Source organism: Mediterraneibacter catenae, assembly GCF_008691045.1.
GTDB classification, from domain to species: domain Bacteria; phylum Bacillota; class Clostridia; order Lachnospirales; family Lachnospiraceae; genus Mediterraneibacter; species Mediterraneibacter ornithocaccae.
Genome location: NZ_VMSO01000013.1, coordinates 51,794 through 67,837, shown reverse-complemented (window position 1 = coordinate 67,837; position 16,044 = coordinate 51,794). Strand labels below are relative to the sequence as shown.

Annotated in this window: 17 protein-coding genes; all 17 read right to left on the bottom strand. The window is 41.2% G+C overall.

The window, feature by feature from the left end; all coding sequences use genetic code 11:
- Positions 1-15: 15 nt before the first annotated feature.
- Positions 16-1,047 carry a glycosyltransferase gene (locus tag FNY66_RS10585; RefSeq protein ID WP_150311123.1) on the bottom strand — a complete coding sequence of 344 codons (1,032 nt, stop codon included), beginning with the start codon at positions 1,045-1,047 and terminating at the stop codon, positions 16-18.
- 5 nt (positions 1,048-1,052) lie between these two features.
- Entirely contained in the window at positions 1,053-2,225 is a 1,173-nt protein-coding gene (locus FNY66_RS10580) for a CDP-glycerol glycerophosphotransferase family protein (RefSeq protein WP_150311122.1), read from the bottom strand.
- 2 nt (positions 2,226-2,227) lie between these two features.
- A complete protein-coding gene (locus FNY66_RS10575) occupies positions 2,228-3,178 on the bottom strand; it encodes a glycosyltransferase family 2 protein (RefSeq protein WP_150311121.1) in 951 nt (316 codons plus the stop codon).
- Positions 3,179-3,221: 43 nt separating this feature from the next.
- Positions 3,222-4,046: an ABC transporter ATP-binding protein gene (locus FNY66_RS10570; RefSeq protein ID WP_150311120.1), complete on the bottom strand. Its 825-nt coding sequence runs from the start codon at positions 4,044-4,046 to the stop codon at positions 3,222-3,224.
- A 10-nt stretch (positions 4,047-4,056) separates the two neighbouring features.
- Complete coding sequence (locus FNY66_RS10565) at positions 4,057-4,860, bottom strand: ABC transporter permease (RefSeq protein ID WP_087151515.1); 804 nt, start codon at positions 4,858-4,860, stop codon at positions 4,057-4,059.
- A gap of 11 nt (positions 4,861-4,871) precedes the next feature.
- Positions 4,872-5,897 (bottom strand): alcohol dehydrogenase catalytic domain-containing protein, encoded by a 1,026-nt coding sequence (locus FNY66_RS10560; protein ID WP_150311119.1) that lies wholly within the window; start codon positions 5,895-5,897, stop codon positions 4,872-4,874.
- Positions 5,891-6,613, bottom strand: coding sequence for an IspD/TarI family cytidylyltransferase (locus FNY66_RS10555; RefSeq protein ID WP_267872934.1), 723 nt, complete (start codon positions 6,611-6,613; stop codon positions 5,891-5,893). Before FNY66_RS10555 ends, FNY66_RS10560 begins: the two co-directional genes overlap by 7 nt.
- Before the next feature lie 93 nt (positions 6,614-6,706).
- Positions 6,707-7,732, bottom strand: a complete 1,026-nt coding sequence (locus FNY66_RS10550; RefSeq protein ID WP_087151518.1) for an acyltransferase family protein — start codon at positions 7,730-7,732, stop codon at positions 6,707-6,709.
- A gap of 13 nt (positions 7,733-7,745) precedes the next feature.
- Positions 7,746-9,392, bottom strand: coding sequence for a glycoside hydrolase family 25 protein (locus tag FNY66_RS10545; protein ID WP_150311118.1), 1,647 nt, complete (start codon positions 9,390-9,392; stop codon positions 7,746-7,748).
- A gap of 147 nt (positions 9,393-9,539) precedes the next feature.
- Positions 9,540-9,782 (bottom strand): L,D-transpeptidase, encoded by a 243-nt coding sequence (locus FNY66_RS16160; RefSeq protein WP_334296422.1) that lies wholly within the window; start codon positions 9,780-9,782, stop codon positions 9,540-9,542.
- A 237-nt stretch (positions 9,783-10,019) separates the two neighbouring features.
- Positions 10,020-10,175 carry an IS3 family transposase gene (locus tag FNY66_RS16225; protein ID WP_143449273.1) on the bottom strand — a complete coding sequence of 52 codons (156 nt, stop codon included), beginning with the start codon at positions 10,173-10,175 and terminating at the stop codon, positions 10,020-10,022.
- A 312-nt stretch (positions 10,176-10,487) separates the two neighbouring features.
- Positions 10,488-10,934, bottom strand: a complete 447-nt coding sequence (locus tag FNY66_RS10525) for a helix-turn-helix domain-containing protein (protein WP_087151522.1) — start codon at positions 10,932-10,934, stop codon at positions 10,488-10,490.
- Positions 10,935-11,002: 68 nt separating this feature from the next.
- A complete protein-coding gene (locus FNY66_RS10520) occupies positions 11,003-12,511 on the bottom strand; it encodes an LCP family protein (RefSeq protein ID WP_150311116.1) in 1,509 nt (502 codons plus the stop codon).
- A 27-nt stretch (positions 12,512-12,538) separates the two neighbouring features.
- On the bottom strand, positions 12,539-13,468 hold the full coding sequence (locus tag FNY66_RS10515; RefSeq protein WP_150311115.1) for a nucleotidyltransferase family protein: 930 nt from the start codon (positions 13,466-13,468) through the stop codon (positions 12,539-12,541).
- A gap of 82 nt (positions 13,469-13,550) precedes the next feature.
- Positions 13,551-13,826 carry an HPr family phosphocarrier protein gene (locus FNY66_RS10510; protein ID WP_087151525.1) on the bottom strand — a complete coding sequence of 92 codons (276 nt, stop codon included), beginning with the start codon at positions 13,824-13,826 and terminating at the stop codon, positions 13,551-13,553.
- Between the two features lie 29 nt (positions 13,827-13,855).
- Positions 13,856-15,172: a CdaR family protein gene (locus FNY66_RS10505; protein ID WP_229409498.1), complete on the bottom strand. Its 1,317-nt coding sequence runs from the start codon at positions 15,170-15,172 to the stop codon at positions 13,856-13,858.
- Positions 15,169-16,035: a diadenylate cyclase CdaA gene (cdaA, locus tag FNY66_RS10500; RefSeq protein WP_087151527.1), complete on the bottom strand. Its 867-nt coding sequence runs from the start codon at positions 16,033-16,035 to the stop codon at positions 15,169-15,171. The genes FNY66_RS10505 and cdaA overlap by 4 nt, the downstream gene beginning before the upstream one ends.
- Positions 16,036-16,044: the final 9 nt, after the last annotated feature.

The window sequence follows — 16,044 nt, the reverse complement described above, 5'->3', positions numbered from 1 at the left end:
ATAAAATGACAGGCTCTATTTTCCACGTCGTATATTTTTTCCAATCTTCTTTATTTTTCTTGCAGCCATACTAAGCGCCATCCATTTACGTGCAGCAGAAGGATCCTTCATGATCCAGCAAATTTTCTTCCACTCAAACGGAGTAAAATATTTTCTATCCAATTCTTTATTTCGAGCCGCTTCATTAAGTTCAGCCGACATTCTCTCCAGATATTCCCCTTTAAATTTCCGGTCGATCCTGGAATATGTCCAAAAATAATTGCGAAACCGCTGCATCGAATACACAAAGATAAACCGTTCTTTCAAATCCGGATGGCTGTCCAGAAATTCATATATAAACCTGTATTCTTCATTCATACAGTATACTTTTTCCCTGCTCTTTACAGAGGAATTCGGATTATCCCTTCGGTTCATATAATACGGCTTATTTATAAAATAAATCCTGTCTGCAAGGCAGAATGTCTGGAACCAGAATCCATTATCCTGAAAGGATGCCCCAGGTGTTGTATTATGCCGGATATGATATTTCTCGATAAATTCCCGCCGGTAAATACCGCTCCATGTATTCAGGACGTAACGAAAAATCCCGTCATTCTTTTTGGGATCGATCACTTCATTATAACCCGTCCCATCCTTTGACAGAGCATCGTAAGTCTTAAGCGTCTCACCTTTTCGATTGCGGACAAAGCGGTAAAAATCCGCCTTTACTATATCCAGATCCTTTTCCTTTGCAACGCGGTAAAGATCTTCATACATATGGAGATCCACGTAATCATCCGGTTCCACAATTCCCACGTACTCACCGGTGGCACGGTCAAGGCCGTCGTTCATTGCGCGGCCATACCCCTCATTTTTTTTGTCAATAATAATAATTCTGTCATCTGCTGCAGCGTATTTTTTCAATATATCCAGCGAACTGTCAGTAGATCCGTCATTCACACAGATAATCTCCAGATCTTTCAGGGTCTGTCCGACAATGCTTTCCATACACTCTGGCAGATATTGTTCTACATTATACGTAGGTACAATAATTGAGACTTTTGCCATCCTTCTCACTGCCTCTTTCTTTCCTGTTGTTCCCGCAGAATCTTTTCGAAAAAGTCAGCTACATCGCCTGTATAGCTGCCGCTTCTCGGTCTGCTGATCATCAGATCCCTGAACTCTTTCTGCTGTCCGGGATCCGATTCATTATTGTCAATAGCTGTCATCAGTCTCTGCGGATTCCCGGTTATAATGCCCGGAACATATTTCTTAAAATCAATATAGACATCTCTGCCTTCCATGTATGAATTATAGTCAAACGCATAGAAGTACATTGGTTTTCCCAACATCGAGATCTCAAAGACAACAGCAGAATAATCAAGGATCACTGCATCCGCCATCTGGCAGAAATCAATAGTTGAATATGTTTTATCCTGAATTACATTTTCATTTTGAAGTTTAACACCGCTTAACGGATGAAACTTGGCCACCAGATTGTATCTTTCGTAGTCAATGGATTTGGCAAGCTTCTCTGCCGCAGCTTCAAGCTCCTTTTCTTCAAAGCTGCCCCCCTCTTTGCGAAAAGTGGGCGCGTATACAATTGTCTTTTTCGTTTTATCTGCAAGCCGGGGATACTGACTCAAAATTTTCTTCTTCACATTCGCAATATGTTCCGGATCAAACAGAAGATCCAGTCTTGGCAGCGGCATAACAACCATCTGATCTATAGAAGCATTGAATGCCTCGGCAAAAAAACGGCAGCAAAACTCACTGCTTGAAAATATATAAGTATAATTCTTATGCATCTGCATAGCTTCTGCCAGAGATCGTTTTGTACCCTCACCCTTATCCAGAATACTGTAGCCAAACTTCTTCATGGCCCCCAGCGCATGCCACATCTGTATTACGACCAAACTTTTCCGTTGATGAAGAACAGATACCGCTATACAGTAAGTATCCAGCACTACCATCTCAGAAGTTGCGATATGATACATCTGCCGGAACATATGAAAACAATATCCAATCTTTTCGGGTAAGCTCTTTCCGATCATCTTTATCAAAGTAACCTGCTGATATTCCGGATGGCGTCTCTTCATCTCGCGGATCACCAGATCGAAGTCCACCGGCAGTACATTGCTTTGACGCGATATATAGGTAATTTTTTTCTTTACGGGGAACAGTTTGAAAATACTATATATACCATTCAGTGCCGCTGTCATTCCCCTGATCAATTTTTCTTTCATCACTATGACCACATTTTCTTAATTCGCCAATATAAGCTTCTGCTCTTTATCATGCTTCGCATTTTTACTACAGCTGCATAAGGAAATAAAGAGGCGATAACCAGCATTACAGATACCTTGGTGTGCTGGATTTTCCAGGCTTTCAACGCATGACTCCGGGCATCTTTCCTCTGTCCGTTGCGCAGGCAGCGCTCCGCGATCCGGTTTTCCACCAAAGTATCAATTTTCTTTTCAAATTCTTTTCCGAACTTTGCGATCTCATTCCGGTATTTTTCCCGAATATATAATCTCGCATGTATATATTTTTCAGTATTTGCAGAAACCTGATTTGTTGATGTAGAATTGTAATAATTAATGCACGGTTCCGGAACAAAATCCACTTTAGTAACGAGGCAGCATCTGATCCACAGATCATAATCCTGCAGCGCCCCTAATTCCAGGTCAAACGGTCCTGTCTGATCAAGTACGGATCTGCGCACCATTACCTGAGAAGGGGTGCCCATCTCACCGCGTATGAAGATTCTCTTTGACAGATCTCCCCTGTACATGGGCTGAGTCTGATACGTAATTCCTGTATCTGAGTAGATACAGTTCTGGCTCGCGTACACAAGCCCGACATCCGGTTCTCTTTCGAAAATCCTCATCTGAAGTTCCGTCTTCTTCGGCAGCCACTCATCATCGTCATCCAGGAACGCGATAAACTCTCCTGTAGCTGCTTCAAGCCCTTTATTTCTCGCATAATTTCCATTATGTCCCGGATGATATGCGATCAGACGGATCCGGCTGTCTTTATCCGCAAGTTTTCGGACAACTTCCTCTGTATTGTCCGTTGAGCCGTCGGAGACTACAATGATCTCATCTACCGGACGGGTCTGATCCTGAATACTTTTTATTGCTCTTGGAAGGATGTCGGCACGATTGTGTGTCGGTATAATAACGCTGATTTTTCCCATTTGTAAAGCTCCCCAGTTATTATCTGTTTTCTTTCAGTATTCTTTAGAAATTTTTCTGAAAAAACGTCAGAAGCTTATCCCAGAACCCGTCTTTTTCATCAACAATAAGACGCTGCTGGAATTTTTTCTCATTTTCTTCTTTTTTCTGCTGTGCATTCAGAGAATTCAGATAATCCACATATTTTGAATAATGATCAGAAACCGGATCAACCTCTCCATATTCTCTTACCATTCCTCCTTCAATCCAAAGTGCAGTGTCACAGAACTCGCGTACTTGCGGAAGTGAGTGAGAAATAAACACAATAGTCTTTCCTTCCGTCTTAAGCTCTTTCATCCTCTTAAGACATTTATTTGCAAATCCCTTATCGCCTACAGACAAAGCCTCATCTACGATCAGAATATCCGGATCAAGGCACAGATTGATAGAGAATCCCAACCTTGACTTCATACCGCTGGAATACTTTTTTACCGGCTGATAAAGGAATTCACCCAGCTCTGAAAAATCTGCAACCCCGTCAATAATTTCTTTTACCCGATGCGGTTTCAGACCGAGAAGGGCACCTTTTAATTCAATATTCTCAAGGCCGGTAAGCTGATTATTGAGGCCTGTGTTGATCGCGATCAAAGCCTGTTCACCATTGACGATCATCTCACCTTCATCGATCTCGGAAATTCCGGCCAAAATTGTCGCCATTGTTGATTTACCGGAGCCGTTGGTTCCGAGTATCCCGACCACTTCTCCCTTGGATATCTTAAAGTTGATCTGCTTCAAAGCATAAAACTTCTTATCTTCAGATTTTTTCTTATCTTTTCCTATCAGTTTATATATTTTCGAAACATCTCTGAATTCAATTGCATATTCTTCCATATATATACACCTATATCAAATCCATAAATTTTGTTCTGAATTTGTACATGATCACGCTTCCTATCCAGAACAGTCCAATCGTCCACACCCAGAAAACAAGCATCTGTTTCCAATAAAACAAAATTCCTTCATGGAAAAAGAAGCAGTCTTTATACCCGCATACAAGGTAGTAGATCGGATTCAGCTTCATTATGACCTGCAATGTATGCGGAAGCAGTTTAATATCCCATAGGATCGGTGTCAGATACATTAACAGTCTCATGCATGCAAGAATCAGTTTTCTTGTATCTCTTGCGAGCATATTAAGCACTGAAGTCGTCAGCGACAAAGCAATACTGAACAAAATGCTGCAGATAAAATAGTATATCAGTCCAAACCAGTGCAAGGATGGGAAATGCCCGTTAATTGCAAAAAGCACAACAACAATAATCATCAGACAGAGATGATTAAATGCCTCTTTCAGCACGACTGTAGCCGGCAGTATACTGACAGGGAATTTCATCTTTGTTATGATATTAATCTTCTGATAAACCGCATTGCAGCCATTGGTGATACAAGGACTGATAAAAAACCAGATCACCATACCTCCAAGCAGCCATGAGAGGAAATCAACACCGTCAATCTCATTTCTTTTAAAAACGAAACCAAATACAAACCAGTAGGTTGCGACCTGAATCACGGGATTTGCAAAATTCCAGAAAATCCCCAACTTGCTGTCGCGCATATCTGCGAGCAGTTCGTACTTGGCAATCGAATATATCCTGTATAAATTATTTACATTTTCACGTACAACATAGCTTACGCCCTTAAACATACTGCTACCTCTTATTTATCCCAAATCATTATTGTCTTTCCGGATATCTTATGGATATCTGTCTCAAACGCCTCTATGATATCATTTATACTCCGAATCCGTATCCGTGCTCCGACGATCTTCTCAAGATAATCCATTATATCCGGATGCTCCTTGTACATTCCGAGCAGTCCCTTATAGTCGTCTCTCCCACTTCTGCTACTTCCCTTTACTGTCAGTCCTTTTTCCAGAACCATGCGTGTATTAATGGGAACAAGCTCTTCCGTTACTCCCATAATACTGATTAGTCCTTCCGGACAGATATGATCAATAATCTGATTGATAGCCTGAGAAGAACCGCTTCCCCCCACGCATTCAAACGCGTGATCAACTAATACACCTTGAGGGATTGATGTAATCTCATATGTGGCATCCACGAAAGTAAAATCCGCCATCTTTTGCCAGTGCTTACCGAACACAATAACTTTACAATCCGGGAATCGTTTCTTCAGAAGAAGCGATGTAATATAAGCAAGATTGCCATCTCCCCAAACACCGAGCCTTTTTCTTCGCATATGAGCACTTCTGTCAAATCTGTTGACAGCATGATATGCCACGCTGACCAACTCAGTAAATGCCGCCACGTACGGATTGATGTTCTCTGGCAGCTTCAACAGGCGGTCCGGCCGTGCTGTCACAAATTCACGCATGAACCCATCCTCTCCACTTGCACAGAATCTGCTGGAAAGAAGATAGTTTTCTGCCACCACTTCATCCTGCTCTTCTGGAATATTCGGTATCATGATAACACTCTCACCTACCTGAAACGTATCAGTAGGATCATAGACAACTTTTCCTATTCCCTCATGGATAAGCGCCATAGGCAGTTTCTGCTTTAAAACTTCTTTATTTCTTGTGCCCTGATAATATCTTTGATCCGCATTGCAGATAGACAGATATGTAGGACGTACAAATATCTGAGAATCATCCATATCAATTCTCTTGAAAACTGCTTCAAACTGTCTGGGGCGCTTCAGCTGATACACTGTATTTAACATGTCTGGTTTCCTCCCAGAATCGCTTCAGCCACTCGTAGATCATGCGGATAAGTTATCTTTATATTGGATACCTCGCCTTCCACCAGATATACAGGTTCGTTTTTCAGCACATATATTTTGCATGCATCAGTCAATATTGCCCGTTCCGCATCAGTCAGGCTCTGATAGATTTTTCTCAGATGTTTTGCTTTGAACGACTGAGGCGTCTGCCCCTGAAACATTTTTTCCCTTTCCGGAATATTGCTGATAAAACTCCCGTCCCGACTCTCCACAATCGTATCAGAAGCCGGAATCACTGTATCGCAGGCACCAAAATTTCTGGCAAACTTAATGTTTTCTTCTATGATGCGGTAAGTAACAAATGGACGCACAGAATCATGTGTGACAATAATCGTATCTTCTGTCAGCCTGCCACAATCTTCTATATACTGAATGGCATTCATAATTGTCTCATTACGAGTAGTCCCACCTTCAACTACAACAATTTTCTCATGTTGTCTGATATATTTTCTTATAATATCTTTTGTATATGCAAGCCATGATTTAGGTACCAAGACAACAATTTCAATAAAATGAGAGTTAATAATAAATTTTTCTATGGTATGAATAATAACCGGCTTTTCTCCAACCGTTAGAAATTGTTTCGGTTTATCTGCATTTCCCATTCTAGTCCCTTGACCGCCTGCTAAAATAACTCCATATATATACTCTTGCACGCTAATTCCCTCTAAAACAAATGCCCTTTTCGTAATTATCGTTTCACCTGTGGCATTGTAACAATTTAGTAATACTTTGTCAATATCTGCTATCTAATTTACCACATGGATTTTCCGCAGCACTTTCCCCCAGATTCCTCCCCTTAAAAAAATCCCCCAGACAATAGGAATAACGATTCCTGCCAGAGTATACGCAATCCACCATCCATTCCTTTCACTATACATTGGATAATAATCCAATAACTTTGTAAGCGATATCCCATTTAAACATAACTGTATAGCTATTACAATACGAAATGCCACAAACTGCCAAATTACTATATCAACAGACTTTTTCCCCATCAGGCATATTCCCTTTCTGAACAAAGAAAAAATATACTTTCTTCCCATAGCTCCTACTATCTTAGAGAAACATAGTGTCACATAGCTTGCCGCCAGTGCACCTATCACAAAAAGGATCCTGTATTTGTATTCGTTAGCCCCCATATTAGCACTGTTATAATGCCCGATTACGAAAAAAGTGCCTGCTGCTATAACCATATACACTATTGTAGTTTTATTCAGTTTCAAATCGAGGAAAAATTCTTTTCCAAAATTTCCAATTGCATAGAAAAATCCTAATATAAACGTTCTACTTAACATATATGGAAGAGTTATCTCAAAACCAATAATTCCCCAAGCCGCAAAAACGCCTAGCAGTATCCACCTTTTTGACGGCATGTCAGAAATATAATAATCTAACAGCTTATATATTACGGTAATAAGAAATAAGGCACCTAAAAACCACGTAGCACCTAAAAATTCTCCATCTTTCTGCAACGTAAGAATTACTTCAATTATATAATCAACAGATATCTCCTGATGACGAAGAATAGACTTTCCTATAATAAAAATCAGATTCCAACTTACAAAAGGTATATATAATGTCTGTATCTTACGAAAAATATATGACTTTAAATCTCTTCCTGATTTATAGAGTATTCCAGAAATCAAAAAAAATAGTGGCATATGAAAATTATATATATAACTATTGTACGGTGCTCTTGCATGAGCATAAACAACCAAAAAAATTCCGATTCCCTTAGCAATATCAAGCCATTCAATTCTTTTACTACTCATCTTCTGCCTTTCATCAAACTATCAGCCCATTTGCAACTGTATAATTGGTCCCATCAATTACTATTTTTCCGTCAAATCCTTTTTGCCACTTTCCGCTTTTCACATAATATGTGCATGACCCTTGTTTTACAATTCCATTGAAACTATAGTCTATAACGCCTTCATCAACATAGTACCAGCTTCCAGTATTATATTTAGCTAATCCGGTAAACCCAGACTGCCATCTTCCGTTAATAATGTAATACCACACATCCCCCAGTTTTTTCAATCCGGTAAAATCATGTCTGATCACTCCGGCTTCTACATAATAATATGTTCCACTGCTATATTCTGCAAGACCAGTATAATCGTGCTGCCATCTTCCTCCTACGATATAATACCACGTATTTGATATTTTTATTAACCCGCTAAAACCATGCTGAATTATTCCGCTTTTTACATAATATTGAGTACCACTGGTATATTCTACAAGTCCGGTATAATTCGACTGCCATTTTCCATCCAAAATATAATACCATCTATTTCCCAGCTTTATCAATCCGGTAAATCCATGTTGAATCGTACCATCTTTCACATAATACTGGGTACCCGTATCATATTCAACAAGTCCCGTATAGCCTGACTGCCATTTTCCACTCAAAATATAATACCATCTATTATCTATTTTTACTAATCCCGTAAAATTGCTCTGAAATACTCCATTAACATAATAAAGCCATTCCCCGTTTTCTTGTATTAGTTCCTTTGTTTGGTCTGGCTCTACATACCAATAATTTAAGTCAACATTCCCGCTAATTCCATCTACTTTTCCAACTGATGTATACTGCCAGAAATCGTACTCCCCCCTATAGTCTGTCATAGACGTATAATGCGCTAACCATACTAAATAATCTTTACTGATTTGTGAAGCTTGAAGATCATTTTCCAACATATCCTTATTAGCATATACCATAGCATTATAGCCCGCATCTTCGACCGTTTTGCAAAACGCTCGGCAAACCGCCGTTGCCTCTTCTACAGATAAATCAGCATTATACAATCTTCCCGTCAAACCATTCCCATCACTTGCATATTCAAAATCTAATACAAGTGGGAGTGTGATATCATACCCTTTTACTATATTCAATAAATAATTTGCCTCTTCAACTGCTTCTTCCTCTGTCACTGCCTGTGAAAATATATACGCCCCAACCGGAATTCCAGCTTTTTCAGCCTGCTCAAAATTATAAGCTGCTTTATCATCTTTTACTAAAGTGCCCTGATCACCATAACCTCGATAAGCGCCACGAATAATAGCGAATTCTATTCCGTCATCTCCTACTTTTTTCCAATCAATTGTCCCATTCCATGTAGATACATCTATTCCTTTTTTTATTGCATAACCGTCAAATCTGCTATTATGAATAACGCTTTCCGAATAAGTCTGTACTCCATTTTCATCAAAAAATCCCTCCGGAATATTCCCCTGATATCTACCTGTTCCGGGATCTTCACTTCCGACACTATCTACATTTGCTATCGCCTCACTATTTTCCTCTTCTTCCCCTTGATAGAATTCTATCTCTTTCGAATCATCCGCATAGGCATAAACATAATTACTCGGCTCTATTCCCAACAAACAAATGATCATCAATGCAATTGCTGTCCTTCTAATTTTCATTATCTTCCTCCACTTTATTAATAACTTTGCTTATCATATCAATTTTTTTGTCAAAATTCAACAACCACCTCTTATCATATTCTCCTCTTAATAAAATCGGCATGAAAATTTCATGCCGATTTTACCATATGGCTGCACCACTCAATTCTAATATACTACGACCTTTGTAGAAGATGGAATATTATCATAAATCCATTTCGCATTACTTAAACTCAATCTGACACACCCATGTGATGCATTAATTCCCAGACGACCATCCTGTATAGATGACATACTGCCAGGATTATAAAGTACCGAATGGAATAAATAGTTTCCATAAAACTGAGTATAATACCAACAGGTATATCCACTTCCGAAGACACTTACTTCATTTTCCCCATATAAGTTTATATCTTCTTTAGCAAATACAGGAGACTTTGAGCAAAGTACAATAACCCCGCTTAAGAAAGATATTATTATTATTAGCTTTTTTTATTTCTTTTTTCCTCTCACCATTTTTCTCCGCCTTTCCCTTTCAAGGCATTGTCCTAAATAAAACAATGCATAAGATAAAATCTGAAGATACGCTACATATATAGCATACTTAAAAAGAGGCACATTGTCTAGTATATATTCTCTATTTCAATTTTAAAAGGTAAAAAGGGCGTGCGGACATTTTTTTAGACACACACCCCCTATACTCCTCCTATAATCTAGAGGGCTTAATCCTCCGAGTGTTGTTTTGATACGATCACGGCAGCACCACTGCATGTAGTCGTTTACCTCTTGGATAAATTCATCAATGCTATAGTTATCCCATTGTACCCATAGAACATCTCTGTTTTGAGATGACCGAAGAAACCTTCACAGGCGGAATTATCCGGAGAGCAGCCTTTCCTTGACATAAATCTTGTGAGTCCGGCATCATCCATGATTTTAATCCATTCAGGCCAACGGTAATGGCAGCCTCTATCTGAATGAACGATGGGCTTCTCATCAGGAGAAAGAGTTGCTTTTTGCAAAGATCTGGCAGTGAATACTTACTTTTCAGGGCGTCGATTATCACTGCCTTCTCTCGGTTCGTGAGAGCTGTCTGATCGACGCCGGGGTCTTTTTTTAGACATTTATGGTTTCCTTAAGAATATCAATTTCCATTTGCATCTCTAGCATCTGTGCTTTGAGATCATCAATATTTTCGGCATTTGCAGCATTTGGAGTTACTGTATGTTTATCAGATTTTTTCATGGAAGGAAATATCCCTTTCTTGCGATAACGTCGATACCACCCATATATGGATGATGGCGTATATCCTATTTCTTCTGATACTGATTTTACATTCTCTCCATCAATAAAACAACGCTGAATTATTTCTAATTTGAATTCAGAAGAAGCTTGTTTCCAGTGTTTTACCTGTGGTGAATTATAAAGCTCTGGATATTTCTTTCTCCAGTGATATAACATAGGGTTAGAAGGATAACCAAGAATTTCTATAACTTTTCTTGGGAAACCAGTAGCCCCCAGCATCTGTAACGCGATAGCTATTTGTTCTTTTGTGTATTTCATCGTTAGTCACGATGTGTAAGAGTCCAACTTTTTGTCCACACACCCTCTTACATACCGAATTTACTTTTTCAATTCAAGGATTCTCCACCGGCCAATGTACCGCCCTCTTCCACAACATTGGCAAGATCGATAATCTCCTGCAGGGATGTCTCATCCGGATACATTACATAAAGAAGCTGGCTTGATGCTGAATAGCAGTAGTCCTGACCACCTTCTCCTTCAAGAGCCACTGACTGTATCGTCCACTGTGCATTGGTCCTGAGCTGATTACGGATCAGAGCGTTAAGCTGCGGCTGTGTCACATTCATCTCAACATCCTTGCTCACCTGATTCATGATCGTACCAGCCCTCAGAAGCATCGTAGGGGAAATCACCTTCTTCAGCATACCAGTAATTACTGCCTGCTGGTTCTTGCCTCTCTGATTATCTCCGTCTTCCAGATTGTGACGTTCCCTGCAGAATGCCAGGGCCTCCTCGCCGTCAAAGTGATTAGATCCCTTCTGGACTTCAACAACAGCGCCTGACTCATCACCGGTTGTGAAAGCATACTCCGAATCTACATCAATTCCTCCAAGGATGTCTACGATATCTATCAACGAAGTAAAGTTGAGCCTTACATAATAATTTATTTCTGTGTGATACAGCTCACCCAGAGTCGCCATTGAAGTCTCAATACCGTATACTCCGGCATGTGTCAGTTTATCCATAGATCCCTGGGAATACGTCGGTATCTGCGATGAAGGACCGTACAGCGGCACATAGGAGTCTCGCGGCGTAGTGATCAGCAAAATCTGATGTGTGGTCGGATTGACAACAGCGATAATATTAACATCGCTTCTGCTAGTCTCTGTTACCTCTCCGTAAGTATCTATTCCGCTGATATAGACCGTGAACGGCTTATTTGTCAGACTGGTATCCGAACCGCCGCCCAGATCGAGTTCTGTCTCTATAGACATTTCATATATGATTCTGCTGTTGTCACTGAATCCCTCTACTGCGTCATCCATAAGCTCTGTATATGCTTCATTATAAATAACGGCATCCACTTCTCCGTCCATCAGGGCCTGTGCCTGATCCTGCACAGATTCACATTCTGTCACGTTAAGTGTTGTCCCAAGTTCTTCCTGAAGATTAGTCACTGCAGTCTGTATGTTATCCCCGCCCTGCTGGAACTGGACGCCAAAGTCATAATCTATAGCATCCTCAATTGTTTCTGCCGGATTATCTGCAAGGACAGCCACAGCCATCTTATCCACCCGGGTATTTCCTCCCGTTATCATGGAAAGCATATTGTTTGCCTCGGCAATATTATATGTTCCAAATGCCAGAACACATACCATAACCAGACTGTATATCTTTCCCGCAGTCCCCCTTTTCTTTCTGACTGCCTGAGATGTAAAGGCAATACACCATAAAAATACCAATATCATCGCTACAAGAGCCAGATAGTTTCCGGGGAGCATATCAAGCAGCACGACCACTATCATAAAAATAATGCTGATCAATGCCTGCAGTATCAGGCAGAAAGAACCAAGCCGATTGCTTCTGGTCCTTCCAGATTGTCTTTTTCTTGCCATAGCGAATTATCCTTTTTCTGCTTGTCTTTAGTCTCTTTCGGAAGAATACAGTACGGAAGGATACACGCCATCCTCAATCAGTTTTTTAACTGCATTCATCACTGCTTCACGATCTTCTTTGTATGTCACTCCAAACCACTGGTCATGCGATTTCAGGACTTTTACTGTAAGTTCATTCTGCTGCAACAGATTGCCGATAATCGTCGGAAGCAGATATTCTGCCTTCAAATCGTCCGGAGCAGTATTATGAAGGAACTCATCAAATCCTGCTTCCAGAACATTTATAAAATCAGGTGTAAGCCCCCACATATTCATGGAGACCGGTGAGCCGGCATCCAATTTCACTTTACCGTCAGCAGTGCTGACCGCCGCACCTTCACCGTCTTTTTCTATGTTGTGCGTCTCTACAATACCTGTGAGCATACCTTCATGATCCACCTGGCATATCCCGCGTGTAACTCCGCCATTATCGCTGAGCGTATTCTTCAATACAAAGCCGACCATACAAATCTGTATTTTATCAGTGTCGTGCATACTTGTCAAATAGGAATACGCTTCCTTAAACGCATGCTTGCCATAATAGTCATCTGCATTGATTACCAGGAATGGACAATCAATCACATCTTTGCAACAAAGAATTGCCTGTCCGGTTCCCCAGGGTTTCGTCCGTTTTGGAAATTTCCCATGATACTTTTCCGGAATATCTGCAATCTCCTGATACGCATATGCAACGTCAATCTGTTTCTCAATCCGGTTTCCGATCACCTCTTTAAAATCTTTCTCAAGATCCTTGCGAATAACAAAAACAACCTTATCAAACCCCGCCTCAATTGCATCATAGATTGAGTAATCCATGATGATTTCCCCGTTTGGCCCCACCGGAGCCAGCTGCTTGATTCCGCCTCCAAAACGACTTCCAATACCTGCCGCCATGATGACCAGTGCTGCTTTGCTCATAGTATTTTCCTCCTGGTTTATATTTTCTCACTATAGCTGTACCATCGACTATTTCTTTATCCAATATTGTTTATGCTGCTGTCTACTCTCCCAGCCCGTCCTCTACAAGCTGTACCATTTCCCGCAATGCCGCTTCCTCATCTGTGCCTTCGCAGACAATTTCAATCTCATCTCCGCTCTTGATGCAGGCTCCAAGTACGCTCAATACACTTTTTGCATTAGCAGTCACATCTTCGTGACGCGTTTTCTTGAGAACAGTGATTTTGCATTTAAACTGCATGGCAGTCTTGCAGAAAAGCCCGGCAGGCCTTAAGTGTAGTCCGGTCGGATTCTTGATCTTCACTTTTCCGTTTACCATATTGTGTTCACCTCTTGTATATTACTTCATTATTCTTCCCCGGAGGGAGAATCTTCCTCCTGCCCCGAAGAATCATTTGACCCAGACGGACCTTCAGTATCACTTTCCGACTTATCCACCAGAGTAAGTTGTACAGTCACCTCTGACGTCAGTGTAATTCCTTCCGGAAGCGTAACGTTAACCGGAACATCGTAAGTCCCCGGTTGTGTATATCCTGACAGATCTACTGATACCGCATTACTGATATCCAGCACATCCAGTTTATCTTGTTCTCCGCTGAATGTAAATCTTATCTCCGCTCCCGTTTCATAACTCACTGATAAATCATCTGCCAAGTCATTAATTATGATTGAGTTAACAAGGAAATCAATTGTACGGGTTCCCTCCTGTTCAACCATTGCAGTCACTGTTATATTCTTTGCATTTTCGTCAACCAGTCTCACTCCGTCAGGCAGATATTCCGTAATATCCACTGTCTGCTCGACCGGATTTCGAGCACCGTTGACGCTGATTGCCGATGCCGGAATTGCAATCTCCTCCACATCCGCGATTACATCACTTTTGCCGCATATCTGCACACTTTCCGGTTCTGCAGTACAACTGGTGTATCTGTATCCCTCAGCAGGGCTGCCCGATGCCTCTGCCGTCACAGGAACAGTCTTTTGCTCCAGTACCTCGATTGATACAGTAATACCTTCATCACCCAAATTGTTTTCCAACTGGTTCTGACCTATCACATTCCCGTCCTTGCCGAACAGTATCAAGTCGGCGGATCTCTCTTCATCTTCCGAAATTCCATTAATATCGACCTGTGCTACCGCCCTGTCAATCTGCTCCAGTGTGGATTCTGCACCCGTGATTGTAACATTCTCCGGATTAACAGTCATGTCTCCGACAATATACCCGTCACGTTCATCTCCTGTAGTCTCTACCGTCAGCGCAAAAACCTTTCTCCCGGATTTTTCTCTCTGGATCTGGAGGTTTCGCGGCACTGCTTCCGCTGATGCATCCCGGTAATTCGGAATATCTACAGTAATGGGCACAAGCCCTGTGCTCGTATCCATCTCTCTTATATCCGCTGTAGCTACAATATCGTCTGCCGTCAGCTCCTGCTGTATCTGACGGTTAGCATATACCACAACGCTTACCGTCTGCTCCCCTACTACCTGATACACTTCTCCCGATGATGTAATAATATCATCATTTACAATTGTAACCGGTATGTTATTATACGTAATGCTGGAAACGGGATTATCGATATTCACTACAATCAGCCACAGAAAAACAGAAAAAACAAATGCCGTGATCTTCAGGCCGAGATTAATTGTAAGCTTGTATTTCTTCATTTTCTGCGCCATCCTTTCCGTATAGTGAATCTCCTCTTCGTCTCTGTATTCCTATACTGAATCTGGCTCAGTTTCTCCCGCAGTTCTTCCCTCTTGACTCCCCGTGTCAGATTTCCTCCCATGGCAACTGATACCAGGCCGGTCTCCTCTGAGACGACGATCACAAGCGCATCACAGACCTCACTCATACCGAGCGCCGCTCTGTGTCTCGTACCCAGATCTTTACTGATACTCATGTTATCTGAGAGGGGCAGATAACATGTTGCCGAGGTAATTCTGTCACCTCGTATGATGACTGCCCCATCATGGAGAGGTGTATTGTGCTCAAATATATTGATCAATACCTGGGAGGATACTTTACAGTCCAGTTCGATTCCGGTCATCTCGTATTCGTTGAGCCTGATCGCCTGCTCAACCACGATAAGCGCTCCTGTACATACATTCCCCATTGCATAGCATGCTGAAACAATACTGTCTGCTGTCATATCAGAAAAACGTTCATTCTCGCGACTCTTATCAAACAGATTGATATTGCTCAGCAGATTCTTTTCCCCCAGCTTCTCCAAGGCACGGCGAAGTTCAGGCTGAAAAACCACAATAGCAGCAATTGCAAGCACATTAATGGACTGGGCTGCCAGATACAAGATCGTATGCATTTGAAAAATCCATGCCAGCAGGATAAAAGCCCCAAGCATAATGATTCCTCTCAGGAGCATCCACGCCTTCGTGTTCTTGATCCAGAGCATGATTTCATACAAAATCACTGTAATTATCAGTATTTCAACAACATCTTTAATCTGCACATTCGGAAGATACATTCCCTCTGTGTAGTTGTCTATAAAATTTTTCAGCCAGTCTATCATAACTGTATG

Excerpts from the sequence above, each read along its gene's own strand:
- FNY66_RS10585 (WP_150311123.1), bottom strand. The coding sequence starts at position 1,047 with ATGGCAAAAGTCTCAATTATTGTACCTACGTATAATGTAGAACAATAT.
- FNY66_RS10580 (WP_150311122.1), bottom strand. The coding sequence starts at position 2,225 with ATGAAAGAAAAATTGATCAGGGGAATGACAGCGGCACTGAATGGTATA.
- FNY66_RS10575 (WP_150311121.1), bottom strand. The coding sequence starts at position 3,178 with ATGGGAAAAATCAGCGTTATTATACCGACACACAATCGTGCCGACATC.
- FNY66_RS10570 (WP_150311120.1), bottom strand. The coding sequence starts at position 4,046 with ATGGAAGAATATGCAATTGAATTCAGAGATGTTTCGAAAATATATAAA.
- FNY66_RS10565 (WP_087151515.1), bottom strand. The coding sequence starts at position 4,860 with ATGTTTAAGGGCGTAAGCTATGTTGTACGTGAAAATGTAAATAATTTA.
- FNY66_RS10560 (WP_150311119.1), bottom strand. The coding sequence starts at position 5,897 with ATGTTAAATACAGTGTATCAGCTGAAGCGCCCCAGACAGTTTGAAGCA.
- FNY66_RS10550 (WP_087151518.1), bottom strand. The coding sequence starts at position 7,732 with ATGAGTAGTAAAAGAATTGAATGGCTTGATATTGCTAAGGGAATCGGA.
- FNY66_RS10545 (WP_150311118.1), bottom strand. The coding sequence starts at position 9,392 with ATGAAAATTAGAAGGACAGCAATTGCATTGATGATCATTTGTTTGTTG.
- FNY66_RS10525 (WP_087151522.1), bottom strand. The coding sequence starts at position 10,934 with ATGAAATACACAAAAGAACAAATAGCTATCGCGTTACAGATGCTGGGG.
- FNY66_RS10520 (WP_150311116.1), bottom strand. The coding sequence starts at position 12,511 with ATGGCAAGAAAAAGACAATCTGGAAGGACCAGAAGCAATCGGCTTGGT.
- FNY66_RS10515 (WP_150311115.1), bottom strand. The coding sequence starts at position 13,468 with ATGAGCAAAGCAGCACTGGTCATCATGGCGGCAGGTATTGGAAGTCGT.
- FNY66_RS10510 (WP_087151525.1), bottom strand. The coding sequence starts at position 13,826 with ATGGTAAACGGAAAAGTGAAGATCAAGAATCCGACCGGACTACACTTA.
- FNY66_RS10505 (WP_229409498.1), bottom strand. The coding sequence starts at position 15,172 with ATGAAGAAATACAAGCTTACAATTAATCTCGGCCTGAAGATCACGGCA.
- cdaA (WP_087151527.1), bottom strand. The coding sequence starts at position 16,035 with ATGATAGACTGGCTGAAAAATTTTATAGACAACTACACAGAGGGAATG.